15 protein-coding genes are annotated in these 18,506 nt (G+C 34.9%); all 15 read right to left on the bottom strand.

Translation table 11 applies throughout. The features are described 5' to 3' along the window. Positions 1–69: 69 nt before the first annotated feature. A complete protein-coding gene (locus IWX83_RS07365) occupies positions 70–1,200 on the bottom strand; it encodes an alpha/beta hydrolase (protein WP_196828737.1) in 1,131 nt (376 codons plus the stop codon). 131 nt (positions 1,201–1,331) lie between these two features. Further along, a complete protein-coding gene (gene hisIE, locus IWX83_RS07360) occupies positions 1,332–1,931 on the bottom strand; it encodes a bifunctional phosphoribosyl-AMP cyclohydrolase/phosphoribosyl-ATP diphosphatase HisIE (RefSeq protein WP_196828735.1) in 600 nt (199 codons plus the stop codon). Positions 1,932–1,962: 31 nt separating this feature from the next. Further along, on the bottom strand, positions 1,963–2,718 hold the full coding sequence (hisF, locus tag IWX83_RS07355; protein ID WP_196828733.1) for an imidazole glycerol phosphate synthase subunit HisF: 756 nt from the start codon (positions 2,716–2,718) through the stop codon (positions 1,963–1,965). 99 nt (positions 2,719–2,817) lie between these two features. Beyond that, the gene (hisA, locus tag IWX83_RS07350) at positions 2,818–3,579 is read right to left on the bottom strand and encodes a 1-(5-phosphoribosyl)-5-[(5-phosphoribosylamino)methylideneamino]imidazole-4-carboxamide isomerase (protein WP_196828731.1); all 762 of its coding nucleotides are present in this window, start codon (positions 3,577–3,579) and stop codon (positions 2,818–2,820) included. A 103-nt stretch (positions 3,580–3,682) separates the two neighbouring features. After that, positions 3,683–4,312: an imidazole glycerol phosphate synthase subunit HisH gene (gene hisH, locus IWX83_RS07345; RefSeq protein WP_196828729.1), complete on the bottom strand. Its 630-nt coding sequence runs from the start codon at positions 4,310–4,312 to the stop codon at positions 3,683–3,685. Positions 4,313–4,356: 44 nt separating this feature from the next. Further along, the gene (hisB, locus tag IWX83_RS07340) at positions 4,357–5,493 is read right to left on the bottom strand and encodes a bifunctional histidinol-phosphatase/imidazoleglycerol-phosphate dehydratase HisB (RefSeq protein ID WP_196828727.1); all 1,137 of its coding nucleotides are present in this window, start codon (positions 5,491–5,493) and stop codon (positions 4,357–4,359) included. 131 nt (positions 5,494–5,624) lie between these two features. Continuing rightward, positions 5,625–6,674: a histidinol-phosphate transaminase gene (gene hisC, locus IWX83_RS07335; protein WP_196828725.1), complete on the bottom strand. Its 1,050-nt coding sequence runs from the start codon at positions 6,672–6,674 to the stop codon at positions 5,625–5,627. Next, positions 6,664–7,956, bottom strand: a complete 1,293-nt coding sequence (hisD, locus tag IWX83_RS07330; protein ID WP_196828723.1) for a histidinol dehydrogenase — start codon at positions 7,954–7,956, stop codon at positions 6,664–6,666. The genes hisC and hisD overlap by 11 nt, the downstream gene beginning before the upstream one ends. A gap of 87 nt (positions 7,957–8,043) precedes the next feature. Then, complete coding sequence (gene hisG, locus IWX83_RS07325; protein ID WP_073351247.1) at positions 8,044–8,901, bottom strand: ATP phosphoribosyltransferase; 858 nt, start codon at positions 8,899–8,901, stop codon at positions 8,044–8,046. Positions 8,902–9,170: 269 nt separating this feature from the next. After that, complete coding sequence (locus IWX83_RS07320; RefSeq protein WP_066077505.1) at positions 9,171–9,674, bottom strand: DUF2231 domain-containing protein; 504 nt, start codon at positions 9,672–9,674, stop codon at positions 9,171–9,173. Positions 9,675–9,773: 99 nt separating this feature from the next. Then, positions 9,774–10,892, bottom strand: coding sequence for a VIT1/CCC1 transporter family protein (locus IWX83_RS07315; protein WP_066077503.1), 1,119 nt, complete (start codon positions 10,890–10,892; stop codon positions 9,774–9,776). A 19-nt stretch (positions 10,893–10,911) separates the two neighbouring features. Next, positions 10,912–12,027 (bottom strand): efflux RND transporter periplasmic adaptor subunit, encoded by a 1,116-nt coding sequence (locus IWX83_RS07310; RefSeq protein WP_196828721.1) that lies wholly within the window; start codon positions 12,025–12,027, stop codon positions 10,912–10,914. A gap of 9 nt (positions 12,028–12,036) precedes the next feature. Beyond that, entirely contained in the window at positions 12,037–16,371 is a 4,335-nt protein-coding gene (locus IWX83_RS07305) for a CusA/CzcA family heavy metal efflux RND transporter (RefSeq protein ID WP_196828719.1), read from the bottom strand. 57 nt (positions 16,372–16,428) lie between these two features. Continuing rightward, on the bottom strand, positions 16,429–17,823 hold the full coding sequence (locus IWX83_RS07300) for a cell wall metabolism sensor histidine kinase WalK (RefSeq protein ID WP_196828717.1): 1,395 nt from the start codon (positions 17,821–17,823) through the stop codon (positions 16,429–16,431). A 4-nt stretch (positions 17,824–17,827) separates the two neighbouring features. Continuing rightward, the gene (locus IWX83_RS07295; RefSeq protein ID WP_196828715.1) at positions 17,828–18,490 is read right to left on the bottom strand and encodes a response regulator transcription factor; all 663 of its coding nucleotides are present in this window, start codon (positions 18,488–18,490) and stop codon (positions 17,828–17,830) included. Between the last annotated feature and the right edge of the window lie 16 nt (positions 18,491–18,506).

The raw sequence follows: 18,506 nt of genomic DNA, 5'->3' as shown, positions 1-18,506 counted from the left end.
TTAATTACTTTATTTGATTCTTTAGCTTTGGTTAGCCAATAAACAGACTAGATAAATAGTGTCTTAACATTATTTTGTTTGAAAAAACAACCATTCAATTGCTTTAGGAAATTCATCACTCCAATAAGTTTCACTGTGCTTTCCTTGCCTGTTAATACTCAAATTAATTTTCGATTTGTCTTTAATAAATTCACTTTCAATCAAATCATCCCTAAACTTTTTTGTATGCTCGATCATAGTTGCGCTTTCGTCGCCTCCAGCATACAAATAGATTTTAGTATCCTCAGCATTAGTTTTTTTAGGTTTTATTTTTAAATCTGGTTTTACCCACAGTGAAGGCGAAAAAATCATCAGTTTGCCATACACTTCAGGATTTCGTAAACCACTAAAAATACTTACTAATCCGCCCATCGAACTTCCTCCTATTCCTGTAAATTCGCGCTCTTTTTTTGTTTTAAAATTACTATCTACATAGGGCTTCAACGTATCAGTTACAAACCGAATGTATTTTTCACCTTGCCCTTTCCCCAAGACAGTTTTACCTACGTTATATTCCTTGATACGATCTTCTTCTGCGTGTTCTATGGCAATTACAATAATTTTTCCAATCTTATACTCGGACATAACGGCCAGTTTTTTGTCAATTTCCCAATTTCCAAACTCTGCCTTTTCATTGAATAAATTTTGAGCATCTTGCAAATACAGTACGGGATAATGCTCACTTGAATTGTCATAATCATGCGGCAATAAAGCCCAAATCTTTCTGGTTTTATTCAATTGCGGAATCTCAAATTCATCTGAGATCAACTGAACTTGTGGCAAAAAAGATTGCTTAAACGGCAACCAGTTTTTCCTCCATCTTGCAACATGTTCATTTTGAATACCAGTATGGTTGTGAGTGGAACGATTTTCTGTTCGGTTGCCGTGGCTATCGATTTCGACTTCACTCCAATCGCCTTTTGTAAATTTATATAAAAGCAGTTCTGGATAATCAAAATCATGCGAGAATTTAAAGTGATAAAGCCTGTTTCCAAATTTTTCCATCATAAAATCTTTGTCCTGAGTGCGCCAATCATTAAAATTCCCAGCGATATACACCGGTCGAGCATCATCTTCATCGGTAGTTAAGATAATATACAGCCCCGTATTTATGATTGGATCGTTGTGCTCTTGTATCAATGTGGTATTGTCTAAATTCATCACTTGCATTGTGGTATTCCTATTTTTAAATAATAGTAAATATAGTGGATTACGATTTGAAATAAAAGAAAACCCAATAGTTTATGCATTTACTATTGGGTTTTATTGCTAAAAATATTTAAAATAAATTTCTATTTCTGCCGACTTTTCAAAACTTCAACTACATCATTCAATTTAAAACCTTTGGCTTGTAATAAAATAAGATAATGAAAAAGCAAATCGGCACTTTCGCTCAAAAACAGGTCGTTGTTATCATCTTTTGCTTCGATAACCACTTCTACTGCTTCCTCACCCACTTTTTGAGCGATTTTGTTGATTCCTAATTTAAATAATGAAGCCACGTAACTTTTTTCAGAATCCGCATTTTCTCTTCGAAGTTGAATGGTATCTTCCAAATCTGAAATAAAGCCATAATCAGCTTTGTTTTCACTTGCCCAACATGTATCCGTTCCTTTATGGCAAGTAGGTCCTTCCGGTCTTACCTGAATCAACAAGGTGTCGTTATCACAGTCATTTTTGATGTCAATCAGATTCAAAAAGTTCCCACTTTCTTCACCTTTTGTCCAAAGTCTTTGCTTGGTGCGGCTATAGAAAGTTACTTTTTTAGTATCAATTGTTTTTTGGTAGGCTTCGGCATTCATAAAACCGAGCATCAAAACCGTTTTAGTTTCGCTATCTTGAATTATGGCTGGAATTAATCCATCGGTATTTTTTGAGAAATCGATATTCATTTTTTTTAGTCTAAAGTTTTAAAGTCGAAAATTAGATTCTTACTTCAATATTATTATTTTTAAGCGCTGTTTTCAATGTTTTTATTTCTATTTCTTTAAAATGAAATACGCTTGCTGCTAATGCTGCATCTGCTTTACCAATGGTAAAACTGTCCACAAAATGCTGTATATTCCCTGCACCACCTGAAGCAATTATTGGAATATTAACCAGTTCCGAGAGTTTAGCCAAAGCTTCATTTGCAAAGCCGTTTTTTGTACCGTCATTATCCATCGAGGTAAATAAAATTTCGCCTGCGCCGCGTTGGGCTACTTCAGTCGCCCAATCAAATAAATTTAATTCGGTTGGTATTTTTCCTCCCACTAAATGCACCATCCATTGTCCGTCAATTTGTTTGGCATCTATAGCCACTACCACGCATTGGCTTCCGAATTTCTGTGCCAAATCATTTATCAACTGTGGATTCTTTACCGCCGAAGAATTGATAGATACCTTATCCGCACCATTCTGCAATAAAACTTCAACATCTTTTACAGATGAAATTCCTCCTCCTACAGTAAATGGAATATTAATCGTAGATGCCACTTTCCGAACCAAATCCACTAAGGTTTTGCGTCGTTCTTCGGTTGCTGAAATGTCTAAAAACACCAGTTCGTCTGCTCCTTCATCTGAATAGATTTTAGCTAATTCTACGGGATCGCCGGCGTCACGCAAATCTACAAAATTTACACCTTTGACGGTACGTCCGTTTTTTATATCGAGACAGGGAATAATTCTTTTTGTAAGCATATTTTTTATTGTTACACAGAGATTCACGAAGATTTCACAGAGACACACAAAATTCTTTGAGAATCTTTGTGTTTTCTTTGTGTGCCTTTGTGAAATAATCTATTTTATTATATAATTCTCTAATTGCTTTAAACTAATTCGTCCTTCGTAAATTGCTTTTCCAATTATTGTTCCTTCACAACCTAATTCGGCTAATTTAGGCAATTCATCAAAAGTTGATATTCCTCCCGAAGCAATCAATTTAATCTCGCCTCTCGACTGCGCTCGAGGTGACAAACTCGATTTGTCATCACATTGTTCCAAAATTTTAGCATATAAATCAAAACTTGGTCCTTCCAGCATGCCGTCTTTGGCAATATCGGTACAAATGACGTATTGAATACCTTTATTTTGGTAGTTTTGAATAAACGGAATCAGATCCTCATTAGAATCTTCTAACCAGCCTGATACCGCTACTTTTTCATTATTGGCATCAGCTCCCAAAATAATTTTATCAGAACCGTATTCAGCAATCCATTTTTCAAAAATCGCTCTATTTTTTACTGCAATGCTACCACCAGTAATTTGGTTGGCACCACTTTCGAAAGCAATTTTCAAATCGGCATCCGACTTTAATCCACCGCCAAAATCTATTTTTAGTTTGGTTTGCGTCGCAATTTGTTCTAAAATTTTATAGTTCACAATTTGGCTTGACTTAGCACCATCCAAATCAACTAAATGTAAGTATTCAATGCCGTGCGCTTCAAAAGATTTAGCCACTTCAAGCGGATTTTCATTGTAAATGATCTTCGTATTGTAATCGCCTTTCGACAAGCGAACACATTTTCCGTCGATGATATCTATTGCTGGTATTATTCTCATTTTAATCAGCCCCCTAACCCCCGAAGGGGGAATTCCTATTAGGGGTAAATAGGCTTTTTAGTTATTATTTTTTCGTATTTGTTGAGAGTGCCCCCTTCGGGGGTTAGGGGGCTAGAAAGTTCCCCAAAATTTTCTCTCCAACATCACCACTTTTTTCCGGGTGAAATTGTGTTCCATAGAAATTGTTCTTTTTCAGAGCCGATGCGTATTCCAATTCATAATTAGTCGTTGCAATGGCCTCATCACAAAGCGGAGCATAGAAACTGTGAACTAAATACATGTATTCATTTTCAGCAATTCCTTTGAATAAATCCGATTTCAAATTATAAATTTGGTTCCAGCCCATCTGAGGCACTTTTACTTTTGGTGTAAATTTAATGACATCAACATCAAAAATACCTAAACCTGTGGTATTTCCTTCTTCTGATTTGTTACACATCAATTGCATACCTAAACAAATTCCCAAAACAGGTTGTTTTAAAGTTGGAATTAATACATCAAGACCGCTATCCACGAGCATTCGCATGGCAGAACTTGCTTCGCCAACACCTGGAAAAATCACTTTATCAGCAGCTTTGATTTCCTTCCAATCATTGCTTAAAACAGCCTCAAAACCCAATCGTTCCATGGCAAACATAATGCTTTGAATATTTCCTGCTCCGTAATTTATGATTACAATCCCACCATCTCCCAAAGGGCGAGTTGAAGTTGATTCTTTTATATTTTGACTCATTTTTATTCTTTTACATTTTAGTTCCCCCTCCGGGGGTTAGGGGGCTACAGCATTCCTTTTGTACTTGGTAAAATCATTTTTTCGGTATCGCGCTTTACAGCAACTTTTATCGCTTTGGCGAAAGCCTTGAAAATAGCTTCAATTTTGTGATGCTCATTTGTACCTTCGGCTTTGATGTTGATATTTGCTTTTGCACCATCTGAGAATGATTTAAAAAAGTGAAAAAACATCTCCGTTGGCATTTTACCAACCATTTCTCGTTTGAAGTCGGTCTCCCAAACCAACCAGTTTCTTCCACCAAAATCAATAGCAACTTGTGCCAAACAATCGTCCATTGGCAAACAAAAACCATAACGTTCAATTCCCAATTTATTGCCTAATGCTTTGGCAAAAACTTCACCAAGCGCAATGGCAGTATCTTCTATTGTATGGTGCTCGTCAACCTCTAAATCTCCTTTTACAAGAATTTCTAAATCCATTTGTCCGTGACGGGCAATTTGGTCTAGCATGTGATCAAAAAAAGCAATTCCGGTCTCGATTTTACTTTTCCCGGTTCCATCTAGGTTTAGGTTGATGTAAATATCGGTTTCATTTGTTTTTCTTGAAATGGTAGCGGAACGTTCCTCTAATTTTAGAAATTCGTAAATTACTTTCCAATCCGTGGTTTGTAATCCAATAACTGCGTCTAATTCTTCTCTTATTGACGCGATTTCATCTCCTCCTAATGCTTCGTCCGTATTGATAAAAATTGCTTTTGCACCTAAATTTTTGGCCAATTCTACATCTGTAATTCGATCTCCTATTACATATGAGTTTTCTAAATCGTATACTGGATTGCCAATATATTTTGAAAGTAAACCCGTTGCTGGCTTGCGTGTTGGTGCATTTTCATGCGGAAAGGTTTTGTCAATTAGCACTTCACTGAAAACAACTCCTTCATTTTCGAATGCTTTCATAACTAAATTGTGAACGGGCCAAAAGCCTGCTTCTGGATGCGAATCAGTTCCCAAACCGTCTTGATTGGTCACCATAACTAGCTCAAAATCCAATTCTAAAGCAATTTTACCCAAATACTGAAAAACATTCGGATAAAATTCTAATTTTTCAAAACTGTCAAGTTGGTAATCGTTTGGTTCTAAAACCATTGTTCCGTCACGATCTATAAAAAGGACTTTTTTCATATTATTTTATTTTGAAACACCGATTTCACAGATTTTTACAAATTAATTTATTTCAATTCCCGAAAGAAGACTAAAAAATTAGTCTAAAATAGAAAATTTAAGAATCTGTAGAAATTTGCTTCAATTAGCATTTAAATTTCTTTTAAAGCTTCTATTAATTTTTTGTTTTCTATTTCGGTTCCAACAGTCAAACGCAACGTATTTTCGCAAAGTGGTTGTGTTGTTCTGTTTCGAATTACAATTCCTTTGGCAATTAATTCAGCGTATCTTTTATTAGCATCATCTACTTTTACCAAAATAAAATTGGCTTCAGTTGGATAAATTTTTTCTACATAATTAACATCAAGCAATACTTTAAGTAATTCTTCTCTTTGTGCTATAATAGAAGTGATTTCACTTGTTACTTTAGCAATATCATCCAATCGCTCCAAAGCGCGTCTTTGAGTCAATTCATTTACATTATACGGTGGTTTAATTTTATTTAAAACTGCAATTACAGTTGCAGAACCGTAACAAACTCCCAATCTTATCCCTGCTAAACCATACGCTTTTGACAGCGTTTGAGTGATTACTAAATTAGGATATTCATCTAATTCATTGATCCAACTGTCCTTTTTAGAAAAGTCGATATACGCTTCGTCAATGACCACCAAACCATTGAAATTTTGTAAAAGATAGGCAACTCCTTCATCTGAAAATGAATTTCCGGTTGGGTTATTTGGAGAACACAAAAAGATCATTTTTGTATTTTCATCTATGGCAGCGACGATTTTTTCAATTTCTGGTTGAAAATCTTTTGAAAGTAAAATTTCTCTGTTTTCAACTGCATTGATAGTGGCCAAAACGCCATACATTCCGTACGTTGGTGGTAATGTAATCACATTATCTGTTTTTGGCTCACAGAAAGCTCGGAACAGTAAATCCAGCACTTCATCACTGCCATTTCCAAGCAGAATTTGAGTCGTTTTTACATTTTTTTGTTTTGCCAATACTACTTTTATACTTATTTGCTGTGGATCAGGATAGCGATTTACGCCATTCTCAAACGGATTTTCATTGGCATCCAAAAAAATCATATCAGCAGTATCAAAATCCTCAAATTCATCGCGAGCAGAGGAATACGGCTTCATTGTTTTTACATTCTCTCGAACCAAATTATTGATATCAAAACTATTTCCCATCTTCAAGTGCTTTTAATCGTAATGTAACTGCATTTTTGTGTGCTTGCAACCCTTCGGCATCAGCCATAATTTCGATTGCTTTTCCAATATTTTGTATTCCTTTTTCAGATATTTTTTGGAAAGTCATCGTTTTTGTAAAACTGTCTAAATTGACACCACTGTAATTTTTAGCGTAGCCGTTCGTTGGTAAGGTGTGATTGGTTCCTGATGCATAATCACCCGCGCTTTCAGGAGTGAAATTTCCAATAAAAACAGATCCTGCATTACAAACGCCATTACTGTAATAATCATCAAATTCAGAACAGATTATAAAGTGTTCTGGTCCGTATTCGTTGATTAAATCCAGTGCTATTTTATCGTTTTCAACAAAAATTAATTTGGAATTGGCAATCGCTTTTTCGGCAATGGTTTTTCTAGGTAAAGCCTCGATTTGGATTTGAACTTCCGCTTCTACCGCATCCATTAATTTCTTGGACGTAGAAACTAAAATCACCTGACTGTCTGCTCCGTGTTCTGCTTGTGACAATAGATCCGAAGCCACAAAAGCAGGAACTGCAGTATCATCAGCTACAATTAATAATTCCGATGGACCTGCAGGCATATCAATAGCTACGCCAAATTGTGTGGCTAATTGTTTAGCAACTGTTACAAATTGATTTCCAGGTCCAAAAATTTTATATACTTTTGGAATTGTTTCTGTTCCAAAGGTCATCCCAGCAATAGCTTGAATACCACCTACTTTTAAAATTTTAGTTACTCCACATAAGTTTGCAGCAAACAAGATTGCCGGATTTATATTTCCGTTTTTATCTGGTGGCGAGCACAATACAATTTCGTTACAACCTGCAATATCCGCCGGAACGGCAAGCATCAATACGGTTGAAAATAGAGGTGCTGTTCCTCCCGGAATATACAATCCTACTTTTTGAATCGGTCTTTTCTCTTGCCAGCAATTCACACCTTCGATTGTTTCTACTTCAACCCGATCTGTTTTTTGAGCGGTGTGAAATTTAGTGATATTGGCTTTTGCAAGCGCAATCGCCTCTTTTAATTCATCTGAAACAGTAGCGATAGCAGCCTCAATCTCTGCTTTAGAAACTTCAATATTTGCAACGGAAGCGCCATCAAAAAGCGACGTATATTTGGCTACTGCGGCATCCCCTTTTTTCTGAACTTCCTTGAAGATCTCTTTTACCGTAGCTTCAATATCATCTACAGTCTTGGTTGGCCGTTCTAAAATTGATGACCACGTTTCTGGTTTTGGATTGTATATTTTATTCATTGTATTGTTTTTAACCGCAAAGTTCACAAAGGTTTTCGCAAAGTTCGCAATGAATTCTTAAATAGAATATGTTATGATTTAAAACTTTTAAAGGACCATTTTCTCAATTGGACAAACTAAAATTCCTTCGGCTCCAGCTTCTTTTAATTGATCGATCACATCCCAAAAAGTATCTTTATCGATTACAGAGTGTACACTACTCCATCCTTCTTGTGCTAATGGCAATACCGTTAAACTGCGCAGTACTGGCAGAATTTTACCTACTGCTTCAATTTTGTTATTTGGAACATTCATCAAAATGTATTTTGATTTCCTTGCTCTTAAAACAGATTCGATTCTGAATTTTAATGTATCAATTATTTTTTGAGATTCTGGTGTTACTTTTGGCGAAACCGCTAAAACTGCTTCACTTTTAAAAATAACTTCCACTTCTTTAAGATTATTTTTGAATAAAGTACTTCCGCTAGACACAATATCAACTATAGCGTCTGCTAAACCTATGTTTGGCGCTATTTCTACTGAACCTGATATTTGGTGAATATCGACTGTCACTCCTTTGGAATTGAAAAAATCAAGTACTGTTTTAGGGTAAGAAGTGGCAATACGCATTCCGTTTAAATCTTGAACCGATTTGTAATCAAATGCTTTAGGCACAGCAACAGATACTTTACATTTTGAAAAACCTAGTTTTTGTATAACTTCGATATCATTTCCTTTCTCTACTAGCAAATTATCCCCAACTATGGCAATATCTACAACTCCGTCAATTAGATATTGAGGAATATCTGAATTTCTTAAATACAAAACCTCTAATGGGAAATTTGATGCTTCGGCTTTTAACTGGTCTATACCATTGTCGATTGAAATACCTGCATCTTTAAGAATTTGAATGCTGTCTTCGTTTAAACGTCCTGATTTTTGAATTGCAATTTTTAATGTACTCATTTTGTTTTTTTTGTTTAAAATATTTTGATTGAGTACAAACATTGGGCAATAAAAAACCCGTTTGATGTACTCAAACGGGTTTTTAGAATATGATGATTTACACACATATCATTAACACATCGCTTGAGAGCAATAATGGAAATGATGATGATGCAATTGATTTGTAAACATTTTGTAATCTTTTTTTATACTTGTGCAAATATAGTCTATTAAATATTTACAAAGCAATTTTTATTTTAACTTAAACTTATATTTTTGTTAAATTAATACTAGTCGTTCTCTTTTTCCTTTGCATCAGCAGCGTTTGTATTCCCAATAGGAGAAAAAGTACTATCATTTCTAATTTCAGTATGACGAATTTCTCCTCCTGAAGTTCCTGTTTGCTGCGCAAAATAAACGGCAATCAAAGCAATACCTAAAGCGATGTAGGAAACTAAAGTGGCTTTAGTTTTATTTTTCACATTAGTGTAAATCCCAAAAACAGAAATAAGGGCTAGTGCGTACAAGACCAACGCTAATTTCTCTGCTACTTCTTCATGTTCATGAATTATAGCTTTGCCAATTCCAGGAAAGTCTTCAACTATTTCTTCTGCACCTTCACCAGTTGCAATGCTAAAGAAGCCAAAAATAGCTGCAATTACAAACAAAACATAAGCTGTATTTTTAACAGCATTGTTTTTTAGAAGTAATCCAACTACTAAAATTCCAAGTCCAAAGATGGTTCCGATAATCGGAAAATGGTTTACCACCAAATGTATATGAGCGTCATTCATGTCCTAATTTATTTAAGTTTTAAAAATTCAAAGTGTATTATTATTATTATTATCTAATTTTCTTCATTCGCTAAGCACTACAGACCGCTAATTGCTGGTTTATCCCGCTAATGAGACTCCAATCAGAGAGCCAATACCGTATGTGATTGCGGCAGCTCCCAAACCAAAACCAACTTGTCTAAATCCAGAGAACAAAATGCTTTTTCCAGTCAATAACGTGATAGCTGCTCCAATACCAAATAGTCCAATAACACTGCTACCTACGCTTAGTAATATTGCATTTTTTCCATCTAAAAACATAAAAGGATACAAAGGGATTATGGCTCCAATGGCGAAAAGAATAAAAGAAGCCGTTGCGGCTTCCCAGGCTGATCCACCTAACTCATTTTTATCGATACCTAATTCCTCTGTTATAATAGCATCAATTGCCGTTTGAGGATTTTCAAAAGCTTTATCGGCCAATTTTTGTGCTTCGATTGCATTCATTCCTTTGGCTTGATATAGTAAAACCAATTCTTTTTTTTCTTCTTCGGGTGAAGCTTCTAATTCTTCGGTTTCCAAATCAATTTGGCGTTGGTTTAATTCTCTCGAACTTTGTACCGAAAGCCATTCGCCTAAGGCCATCGAAATAGCTCCAGCTAAAAGTCCGGCACTACCTGTTAACAAAATCGTATTGTTTGAAACCGCTGCCCCAGCTACTCCCATAACCAAACTCATATTAGAAACTAAGCCATCATTAGAGCCTAAAACAGATGCCCGCAATGCATTTCCTCCTACTGATTTATGTCGACTTTCAAATTTAGACAGCAAGCCACCGGAAACATTGAGTGCGGCATTATTGTTTACAGCTTCAATGATATTAAGATGATTGTGCTCAAATCCTGTAGGCTTTTCTCCACTTTTAATTTTATTTTTAATTGCATTTGCTGCAAACTGCTTCTCTATATTTGAAAGACTGCTAATGATGGAGGTGTAACCAAATATTTTACCCAGTTTTAATTGAAACTTGGCTCTAGAAGAAGGCGAAGGCATTTTATACTCTGGTTCGAATGTCAACACTTTATCATGCATGTGTTTCGCATGACCTTTTTCAATTTCGCTAAGGCTACGCAACACTCTTGTAAGCGCATCATCAGACTGAATTTCAGCAATACTATCGTATAAAAAGGCGGTATCGACTTCCGTTTGCAATTGATCTTTTAGTTTGTTTAAATCCATTTTTGTCCTTGTTTAATGATTATTTAGATAAATCAAATGCCCCTTTTGTTAAAATTCTCGCTGAGGTTGTAATGTTTGCACTTGGTAGTATTTCAACAAAATTTTCAGACTTTTCGCCTACTGTCACGCCTACTTTCTTAAAAGAGTACCCGTTTTTTTCCTCAGCTACTAAAAGTACGAAATTTTTGTTATTCTCCGTTATCAATGCTTGAGATGGAATGGCCAAACCTTTTTTGGAATTTGTCACAATTTCAGCTTCAACAAACATTCCGGTCAATAATTTTTGCTTAATAGCATCGTCTAAATGCCCGTGAATATTGATTGTTCTATCATTTCCTTCAATTGATTTACCAACCAAATGGACTTCAGCATTAAAGAACTCTGGAGAAGCTTCTGGAACTTTAAAAAGGATCTTTTGTCCAATTTTAACTTTTAAGATATCTTTTTCAAAAACACCTAATTCTAAATGCAAATGATCCGTATCTACAATTTCTAAAATCACATCAGAAGGAGAGACATACATACCCACATTAGCATTCATAATGACAATATCTCCCGTTATTGGAGAAAAAATAGTAATTATCGAAGTTAAAATTCCTTTCTCCACATTTTTCGGATTAATGTTTAAAAGTACTAATTTGGCTCGCAAACTTTGATGCATTGCTTTGGCCCTTCTGAACTCACTCTCTGCTTTTAAGTAGTTTTTTTGGGAAGTTATTTTTTCATCATATAATGTTTTTTGACGGTCATATTCAGACTTTAAAAAAGTAATTTGCTCCGCCACTTCCATATATTCCTTTTGAATGTCAAGGAATTCTGTACTTTGCAACGTTAACAAAGCTTGGCCTTTAGTTACTTTATTTCCAACTAAAAGTGTTGTTGATTTCACATAACCACCTATAAAAGTATTTACTTTAGCCCGGTTTTGTGGCGGAACATCAATTTTTCCAGCTGCTTTTACCGTTACATCAAAATCATGTTCTATTGGACTTGAAATTTCCATCCTTGAAGACTGGAATTGGGCAGCGGTCACCGCAATCAACCCATTGTCTTTTTGTTCTACTACTTCTGTTTTTGCTTCTTTACAAGCGAACAAGACAAGAGACAGAGTGATAATATATAGTGATTTTTTCATTGTTTTAATTTAAAAGTTTAAATATTGCAAATCTAATTGGGTTTGATTGAATTGAAGAACAGTTTCTAAATGGTCCACTTGAATGGTAGTAGCATTTTCTAAACTTTGAATGTATTGAAAGAAATCAATCTCGCCATGTTTGTAGCTGTTATTTCCAACTTTAATGATCTCGTCTGATAATTTCTTTCCATACAGATTGTAATAATTTATTGCTTCTTGATGCTTGGCTAACTCGTTCTTTTTTTGACTTAGGTACCGCTCTATTTTCACCTCTTCATTTTGCTTTTGTTGCTCCCAACTTTGTAATTCTAGTTGTGCAACTTTTATTTTAGAAACTGTTCCAGAGAATAATATGGGTACTGCCAAACCAACTTGGAATCCATATAAAGATTGTGATAATCCATTATTTTTTCCTTGAAAATAATCAAAATTAATATCGGGTAGCCAATGCTGCTTTTGAAGCTTAATTTGACTTTGATAATTTTTTGTAATACTTTCTAAATATGTGGTATAAAATGACTTACTTGACTGGTTAGTCAAAGTGTTTAATGGAATAATAATATTGCTTCTAATAACTATTTCCTCATCAGTTTGAAGCAAGGATTGCAACAGTTCATACTGCGCTTTTTTATCTTTATCTATTTGTGAAAGTTTAGTTTTTATTTGGCGAAATTTAGCTTGAGCCGTAATTTTCTCCAGATAATTAGTTTCTCCTAACTCAAAACGTCTGTCGCTCGCTTTAGAAAAAATTTGATACAAACTATCTAAATACTGATACAGTTTTTCCTGCTGCTGCAAATAAACGATATACTGATACGATTTAGAAACGGATAAAGAAAGCTTGTTTTTCTGAATATCAAAATTAGCTTTTTCCCTCTCGTATTCGGAGGAATATACCTTTTTCTGCGCCCCATATACTGTAGGAAAAGCAAACCGTTGTTGCACTCCAAAAACGCGCAATGGAGCATTATTCAATGCTAAATTATTTTGATCATAACTATAATAAATATTGGTTTTGTCAAAAGTATTTGCCGTTTTAATATTGGCTTTTGTTTTATCCACTTGCAATTGAGCCGCCTTTATTCCCCTGTTATTTTGAATTGCTTTGGACAGGAGACCTTCTAATTCTGGATTAGAATTTTGTGAAAAAGCCAAAGAAGAACTCAATAAAAATAAAATTATATAGGTTGCGCTACTATGTTTCTTAAACTTCGCTTTTTTAAGGGCGACACTATCAAAAACTTTATACAATATTGGCAAAACGATCATGGTTAAAATCGTTGCGGTAAACAATCCACCAATAACGACTGTTGCTAATGGCCGTTGCACTTCTGCTCCTGCAGATGATGAAATTGCCATTGGTAAAAATCCTAGTGCTGCTGCTGCTGCCGTTAATAAAACCGGACGCAATCTATCTGTAGTTCCTTTTAAAATTAATGCATCGATATCTTTCATGCCTTGGTGTTTTAATTCTTTAAAATGTTCAATCAGCACAATTCCGTTTAGCACTGCAATTCCAAAAAGGGCTATGAATCCTACACCTGCCGAAATACTGAATGGCAAATCTCGCATCCATAAAAATAAAACCCCACCCACTGCCGACAAAGGAATCGCGGAATACACCATTAAGGCTTCCTTTACAGATCCAAATGCGAAATACAAAAGGATAAAAATCAAAAATAAAGCGATGGGAACTGCAACCATCAAACGGGCTTTGGCACTTTGTAAATTTTCAAATTGCCCACCATATTTCACATAATATCCCGCTGGCAGCTTTACTTGGGTTGCTACAATTTTTTGAATATCAGTCACCACGCTTTGCAGATCTCGGTTTCTAACATTAATTCCCACTACAACTCTTCTGTTGGTGTTGTCTCTTGAAATTTTTGCAGGACCTTCTGTATATTCGATTGACGCTAATTCGCTCAACGGAATTTGTTGTCCGTTCGGTGTTGGAACATATAAATTACGTAAATCTTCAATATCGTGCCGATTTGCTTGATCTAAGCGTATTACCATATCAAAACGTTTTTCTCCTTCAAATACATTTCCTACTGTTTTTCCGGCAAAGCCAAGAGCAATCATTTCATTTAAATCAGAAATATTTAAACCGTAACGAGCAATTTTAGAACGATCGTACACCACTGACATTTGCGGTAAACCTTCTGTTTTTTCTATAATTATATCTGATGCACCTTCGACTTTTGCAATTGCATTTTTTATTTCATGCGCTTTTTGTGCTAAAATATTTAAGTCTTCGCCAAAGACTTTAACCGCTACATCCGAGCGTGTTCCGGAAATTAATTCGTTAAATCGCATTTCAATAGGCTGTGTAAATTCGATTTCCATATTTGGAATTTCTTTTTCAATAGCTGCTTTAATTTTGTCGGCCAATTCATCTTTTGTCGAAGCCGAAGTCCATTCTGATTTTGGTTTTAATTTGACGATAACATCACTTTCCTCCATAGACATTGGATCTGTTGGTACTTCAGCAGCGCCAATTCTACTGACAACTTGTGTGACTTCGGGAAACTTTTTGAGAATTATTTTTTCTATTTTTGTAGTTGTAGCAATCGTTTTTGTCAACGAAGTTCCAGTTTTCAAAACGGGCTGAATTACAAAATCACCTTCATCTAATGTTGGAATAAATTCTCCTCCCATCGTTGCAAATAATCCAACAGCCAACAATAATAATCCTAAAGCTCCATACAATACTTTTTTAGTATTGCTTATTGCCCAAGTAATAATGGGTAAATACCAAGAGTTAAGTTTACGGATTAATTTGCTCGATAACGAATTTGGATTTTCTACTTTTGGTTTCAAAAATAAAGAAGAAACAACCGGAACATAAGTAAAACAAAAGATCATTGCACCCAGTAAAGCAAAACTAAAAGTCATTGCCATAGGTTTGAACATTTTACCTTCGATTCCCGAAAGCGATAGAATAGGTATGAAAACGATAAGAATAATCAACTGACCGAAAATAGCCGAATTCATCATTTTAGAAGCACTTTTATACGTAATTTGATCTATTTCTAATTGACGTTCTTCTTTGGGTAGATTTACTAAGTGTGCTGACTTGCTGGCTATTTGAAAAGCAATAAACTCAACAATAATTACCGCTCCATCGATAATAATTCCAAAGTCAATGGCCCCTAGACTCATTAAATTCGCATCGATACCAAAAATATTCATAAACGAAATTGCGAATAATAAACACAATGGGATTACTGAAGCTACTACTAGTCCAGAACGCCAATTACCCAGTAACAGAATAACAACGAAAATTACGATTAAGCATCCTAAAATTAGGTTTTCGGCAACAGTGAATGTTGTTTTTCCAACCAATTCGCTACGTTCTAAAAAACCATTAATGTAAACACCTTCAGGCAGTGTTTTCTGAATTTCAGCAACTCTATTTTTTACATGATCTATTACTTGTTTGGAGTTTCCTCCTTTAAGCATCATCACTTGTCCCAAAACCTTCTCTCCTTCTCCATTTCCAGTGATAGCTCCAAAACGGTTGGCATGACCAAAACGAACGTCGGCCACATTTTTTATATACACCGGTAATCCACTGGTATTACTTACTACAATATTACCAATATCTTCGAGAGCATTTACTTTACCTTCTCCTCTTATGAAATAACTTTGATTTACTTTTTCGATGTAGGCACCTCCAGCAATGCTATTGTTTTTTTCAAGTGCCGAAAAAACAGCAGCCGTAGTAATGTTCATCGCTTTTAATCGCGCCGGACTGATTGCAATTTCATATTGCTTCAAATAACCGCCCCATGTATTAATTTCGACAACCCCTTTAATACCGGATAATTGGCGTTTTATTACCCAATCCTGAATTGTTCGCAAATCAGTTACCGTGTAATTACCTCTGAATTCTGGTTTAACTTCTAGCGTATACTGGTAGATTTCCCCAAGTCCTGTTGTGATAGGACCCATTTCTGGTGTGCCAAAACCTTGTGGAATTTTTTCAGACGCGGCTTTAATTTTTTCAGCGATGAGCTGTCTGGGCAGATACGTCCCCAGGTTATCTTCAAAAACTATGGTCACAACAGACAAGCCAAATTTAGAGATCGATCGGATTTCCTTTACACCAGGCAGATTTGCCATTTCTATTTCTACGGGATATGTAATAAACTGTTCAATGTCCTGAGTAGAAAGATTGCGTGAAGTAGTAATTACCTGAACCTGATTATTAGTTACATCGGGCACGGCGCCAATGGAAATTTGGAATACGGAGTACAAACCAAATCCAAAAACTCCAAGGGTGAAAAGCAAAACAATTAGTTTATTCTTTAAACTGAAAGCAATAATTTTTTCGAGCATTTTTTATCTTATTTATACTTCAAAAGTAAGGCCTAAAGATAAGGATTTCCTTAAGAACTACTTAAGGTCTGCTTCAAATAAACTTAAAATTACGGTAGTCCCTTTATTCTCTTGACTAGTAATTGCCACTGTGATGTTGAGTAATGAACATAATCTGCTAACAATGGATAACCCTAAACCGGTTCCTTTAATTTCAGGATGATCGCTTGATTTTGAACGGTAAAATTGATTGAAAATTCTTTCTAAATCCTCTGAAGGTATTCCAATGCCCGAGTCAATGATGTGGCATTCAATCTTAGCACCATTGCTTACTATTTTAATGGTTAGACTGTCATCTGAATTAGAATATTTCAGCGCATTTGAAATCAGGTTGTTAATTATAATTGAAAATAAATAACTGTCTGTTTCTATAAAATAATCTTGGGAAAATTCAGCTGAAACAGTAATTTTTTTGGATTGGATGGTGGAAGAAGATCGAGCAATAGTGTCTAAAAAGATAGCATTCAAGTATACTTTTTCAATTTTTAAGGTTTGCTTTTGGTTTTCAAATCGCGCCAATAGGAGAAGCTGATCTACTAAATGATTCAACCGATTTACTTCTTTTACACAAAAATTAATCTTTTCTTCGTATTCAGCAGCATCTCTTGGCTTTCGTATTAAAACCTCCAAAGTGCCTTTTATTACGGTTAAAGGAGTTCTTAGTTCATGAGATGCATCTGAAGTAAATTGTTTTTCTCTCTCAACGGCGGTTTCAATGCGGTCTAATAAATTATTGATTGTTTGAGACAAAACAAAAAGTTCGTCTCTATTTTGAGGCATCGGAATTCTAGAAGTCAGATTGTCTTTGGTAATGACATTGGAAGTTTTAATAATAGCACTAATGGGTTTGATACTTCTTCCAGCAATAAATCGAGCAATGAAGAACAACAAAATTAAAATTAAAGGATAGACAATAATAAGCACTTCAGATAAATTGTTAAGCACTAACGAGGCATCTTCTAGTGACATCGCTATTAGTATATAGCCAATTACCTTGGTCTTTTGATAAATGGGGACCTGAATTTGACGAATAGTGTTCGTTTCTAATTTTGTGTCAAAAACCTCATTATCAATTTTTTTAGAAAAATAGGTCAAGGTTTGTTTTTTGAGATTGGGAGATTTTTCAATCACAACTCCTTTTTTATCAATAAATTGAATAAATACTGGATTTACATCAAGTGTATTGTGCTCCCGTTCCTTCCACTCCTCTTCATGAATCAAATGAAAACTATTACCTACAACTTCAATTTCAGTAAGATGTTTCTCCACTTCAATGCTAATATCAGTATTTACATGGCTGTAAACACTAAACCTAACAATAGAATAGATAATAAAAAAAACTACAAAAATTAATAATGCAGTAGTTATAATATAATGTGAAGCAATTCGATTTTTAAAGGAAAGTTGTGGCATTTTTTTAGTCATTAGCAATATAACCTACACCGCGGACGGTTTTTATATAATCTTCTTCAATTTTTAAGTTTAATTTTTTGCGTATGGCATTTATAAAAACATCGATAACACCGGTGTCATACTCAAAATGTATGTCCCAAACATCTTCAATAATTTGAGTTCTAGTGCATACTTTTCCTTTGTTTTTTACTAAATAACTTAGGAGTTCAAATTCACGTTGTGTTAGTGCTACTTCGATTTTATTGACCAAAACCTCATGTTTGACGGTATCGATTTCAATCGTACCAAGAGTCAGAATTTCATTTTCCTTTTGGTTTCTAAAATGAATTTTAATCCGTTCCACTAATTCATCAAAACTAAACGGTTTCTTTATATAATCGTTAGCGCCTGCTTTGAGTCCTTCAATAGTTTCTTGAACCGTATCTTTGGCAGTCAAAAATATAATTGGAGTACTGTTGTTTTTCAACCGAATAGCTTTACACAATTCTAAACCAGTCATTTTGGGAAGCATCCAATCCAGCAAAATAAGATCAAAATTCTCTTTTTGAGTTAACTGAAAACCCAATAAGCCATCAGAAGCACTAGTAATCGTATATCCTTCTTCTTCTAACCCTTGCTGAATAAATTGAACAATGCCCGCTTCATCTTCTACAATTAATATGTGCATTTTATACTTTTTTTGT

Source organism: Flavobacterium sp. CG_9.1 (genome assembly GCF_015751645.1).
GTDB lineage: Bacteria > Bacteroidota > Bacteroidia > Flavobacteriales > Flavobacteriaceae > Flavobacterium > Flavobacterium xanthum.
The sequence above is the reverse complement of the archived record's forward strand: the minus strand, read 5'-3'. Positions and strand labels throughout refer to the sequence as shown.

Bases quoted from the DNA above. Each gene is read 5' to 3' on its own strand.
- hisIE (WP_196828735.1), bottom strand. From the start codon at position 1,931: ATGAATATCGATTTCTCAAAAAATACCGATGGATTAATTCCAGCCATA.
- IWX83_RS07300 (WP_196828717.1), bottom strand. From the start codon at position 17,823: ATGCCACAACTTTCCTTTAAAAATCGAATTGCTTCACATTATATTATA.
- hisB (WP_196828727.1), bottom strand. From the start codon at position 5,493: ATGAAAAAAGTCCTTTTTATAGATCGTGACGGAACAATGGTTTTAGAA.
- hisD (WP_196828723.1), bottom strand. From the start codon at position 7,956: ATGAATAAAATATACAATCCAAAACCAGAAACGTGGTCATCAATTTTA.
- IWX83_RS07295 (WP_196828715.1), bottom strand. From the start codon at position 18,490: ATGCACATATTAATTGTAGAAGATGAAGCGGGCATTGTTCAATTTATT.
- hisG (WP_073351247.1), bottom strand. From the start codon at position 8,901: ATGAGTACATTAAAAATTGCAATTCAAAAATCAGGACGTTTAAACGAA.
- hisA (WP_196828731.1), bottom strand. From the start codon at position 3,579: ATGAGAATAATACCAGCAATAGATATCATCGACGGAAAATGTGTTCGC.
- IWX83_RS07310 (WP_196828721.1), bottom strand. From the start codon at position 12,027: ATGAAAAAATCACTATATATTATCACTCTGTCTCTTGTCTTGTTCGCT.
- IWX83_RS07305 (WP_196828719.1), bottom strand. From the start codon at position 16,371: ATGCTCGAAAAAATTATTGCTTTCAGTTTAAAGAATAAACTAATTGTT.
- IWX83_RS07315 (WP_066077503.1), bottom strand. From the start codon at position 10,892: ATGGATTTAAACAAACTAAAAGATCAATTGCAAACGGAAGTCGATACC.
- IWX83_RS07320 (WP_066077505.1), bottom strand. From the start codon at position 9,674: ATGAATGACGCTCATATACATTTGGTGGTAAACCATTTTCCGATTATC.
- hisH (WP_196828729.1), bottom strand. From the start codon at position 4,312: ATGAGTCAAAATATAAAAGAATCAACTTCAACTCGCCCTTTGGGAGAT.
- hisF (WP_196828733.1), bottom strand. From the start codon at position 2,718: ATGCTTACAAAAAGAATTATTCCCTGTCTCGATATAAAAAACGGACGT.
- hisC (WP_196828725.1), bottom strand. From the start codon at position 6,674: ATGGGAAATAGTTTTGATATCAATAATTTGGTTCGAGAGAATGTAAAA.
- IWX83_RS07365 (WP_196828737.1), bottom strand. From the start codon at position 1,200: ATGAATTTAGACAATACCACATTGATACAAGAGCACAACGATCCAATC.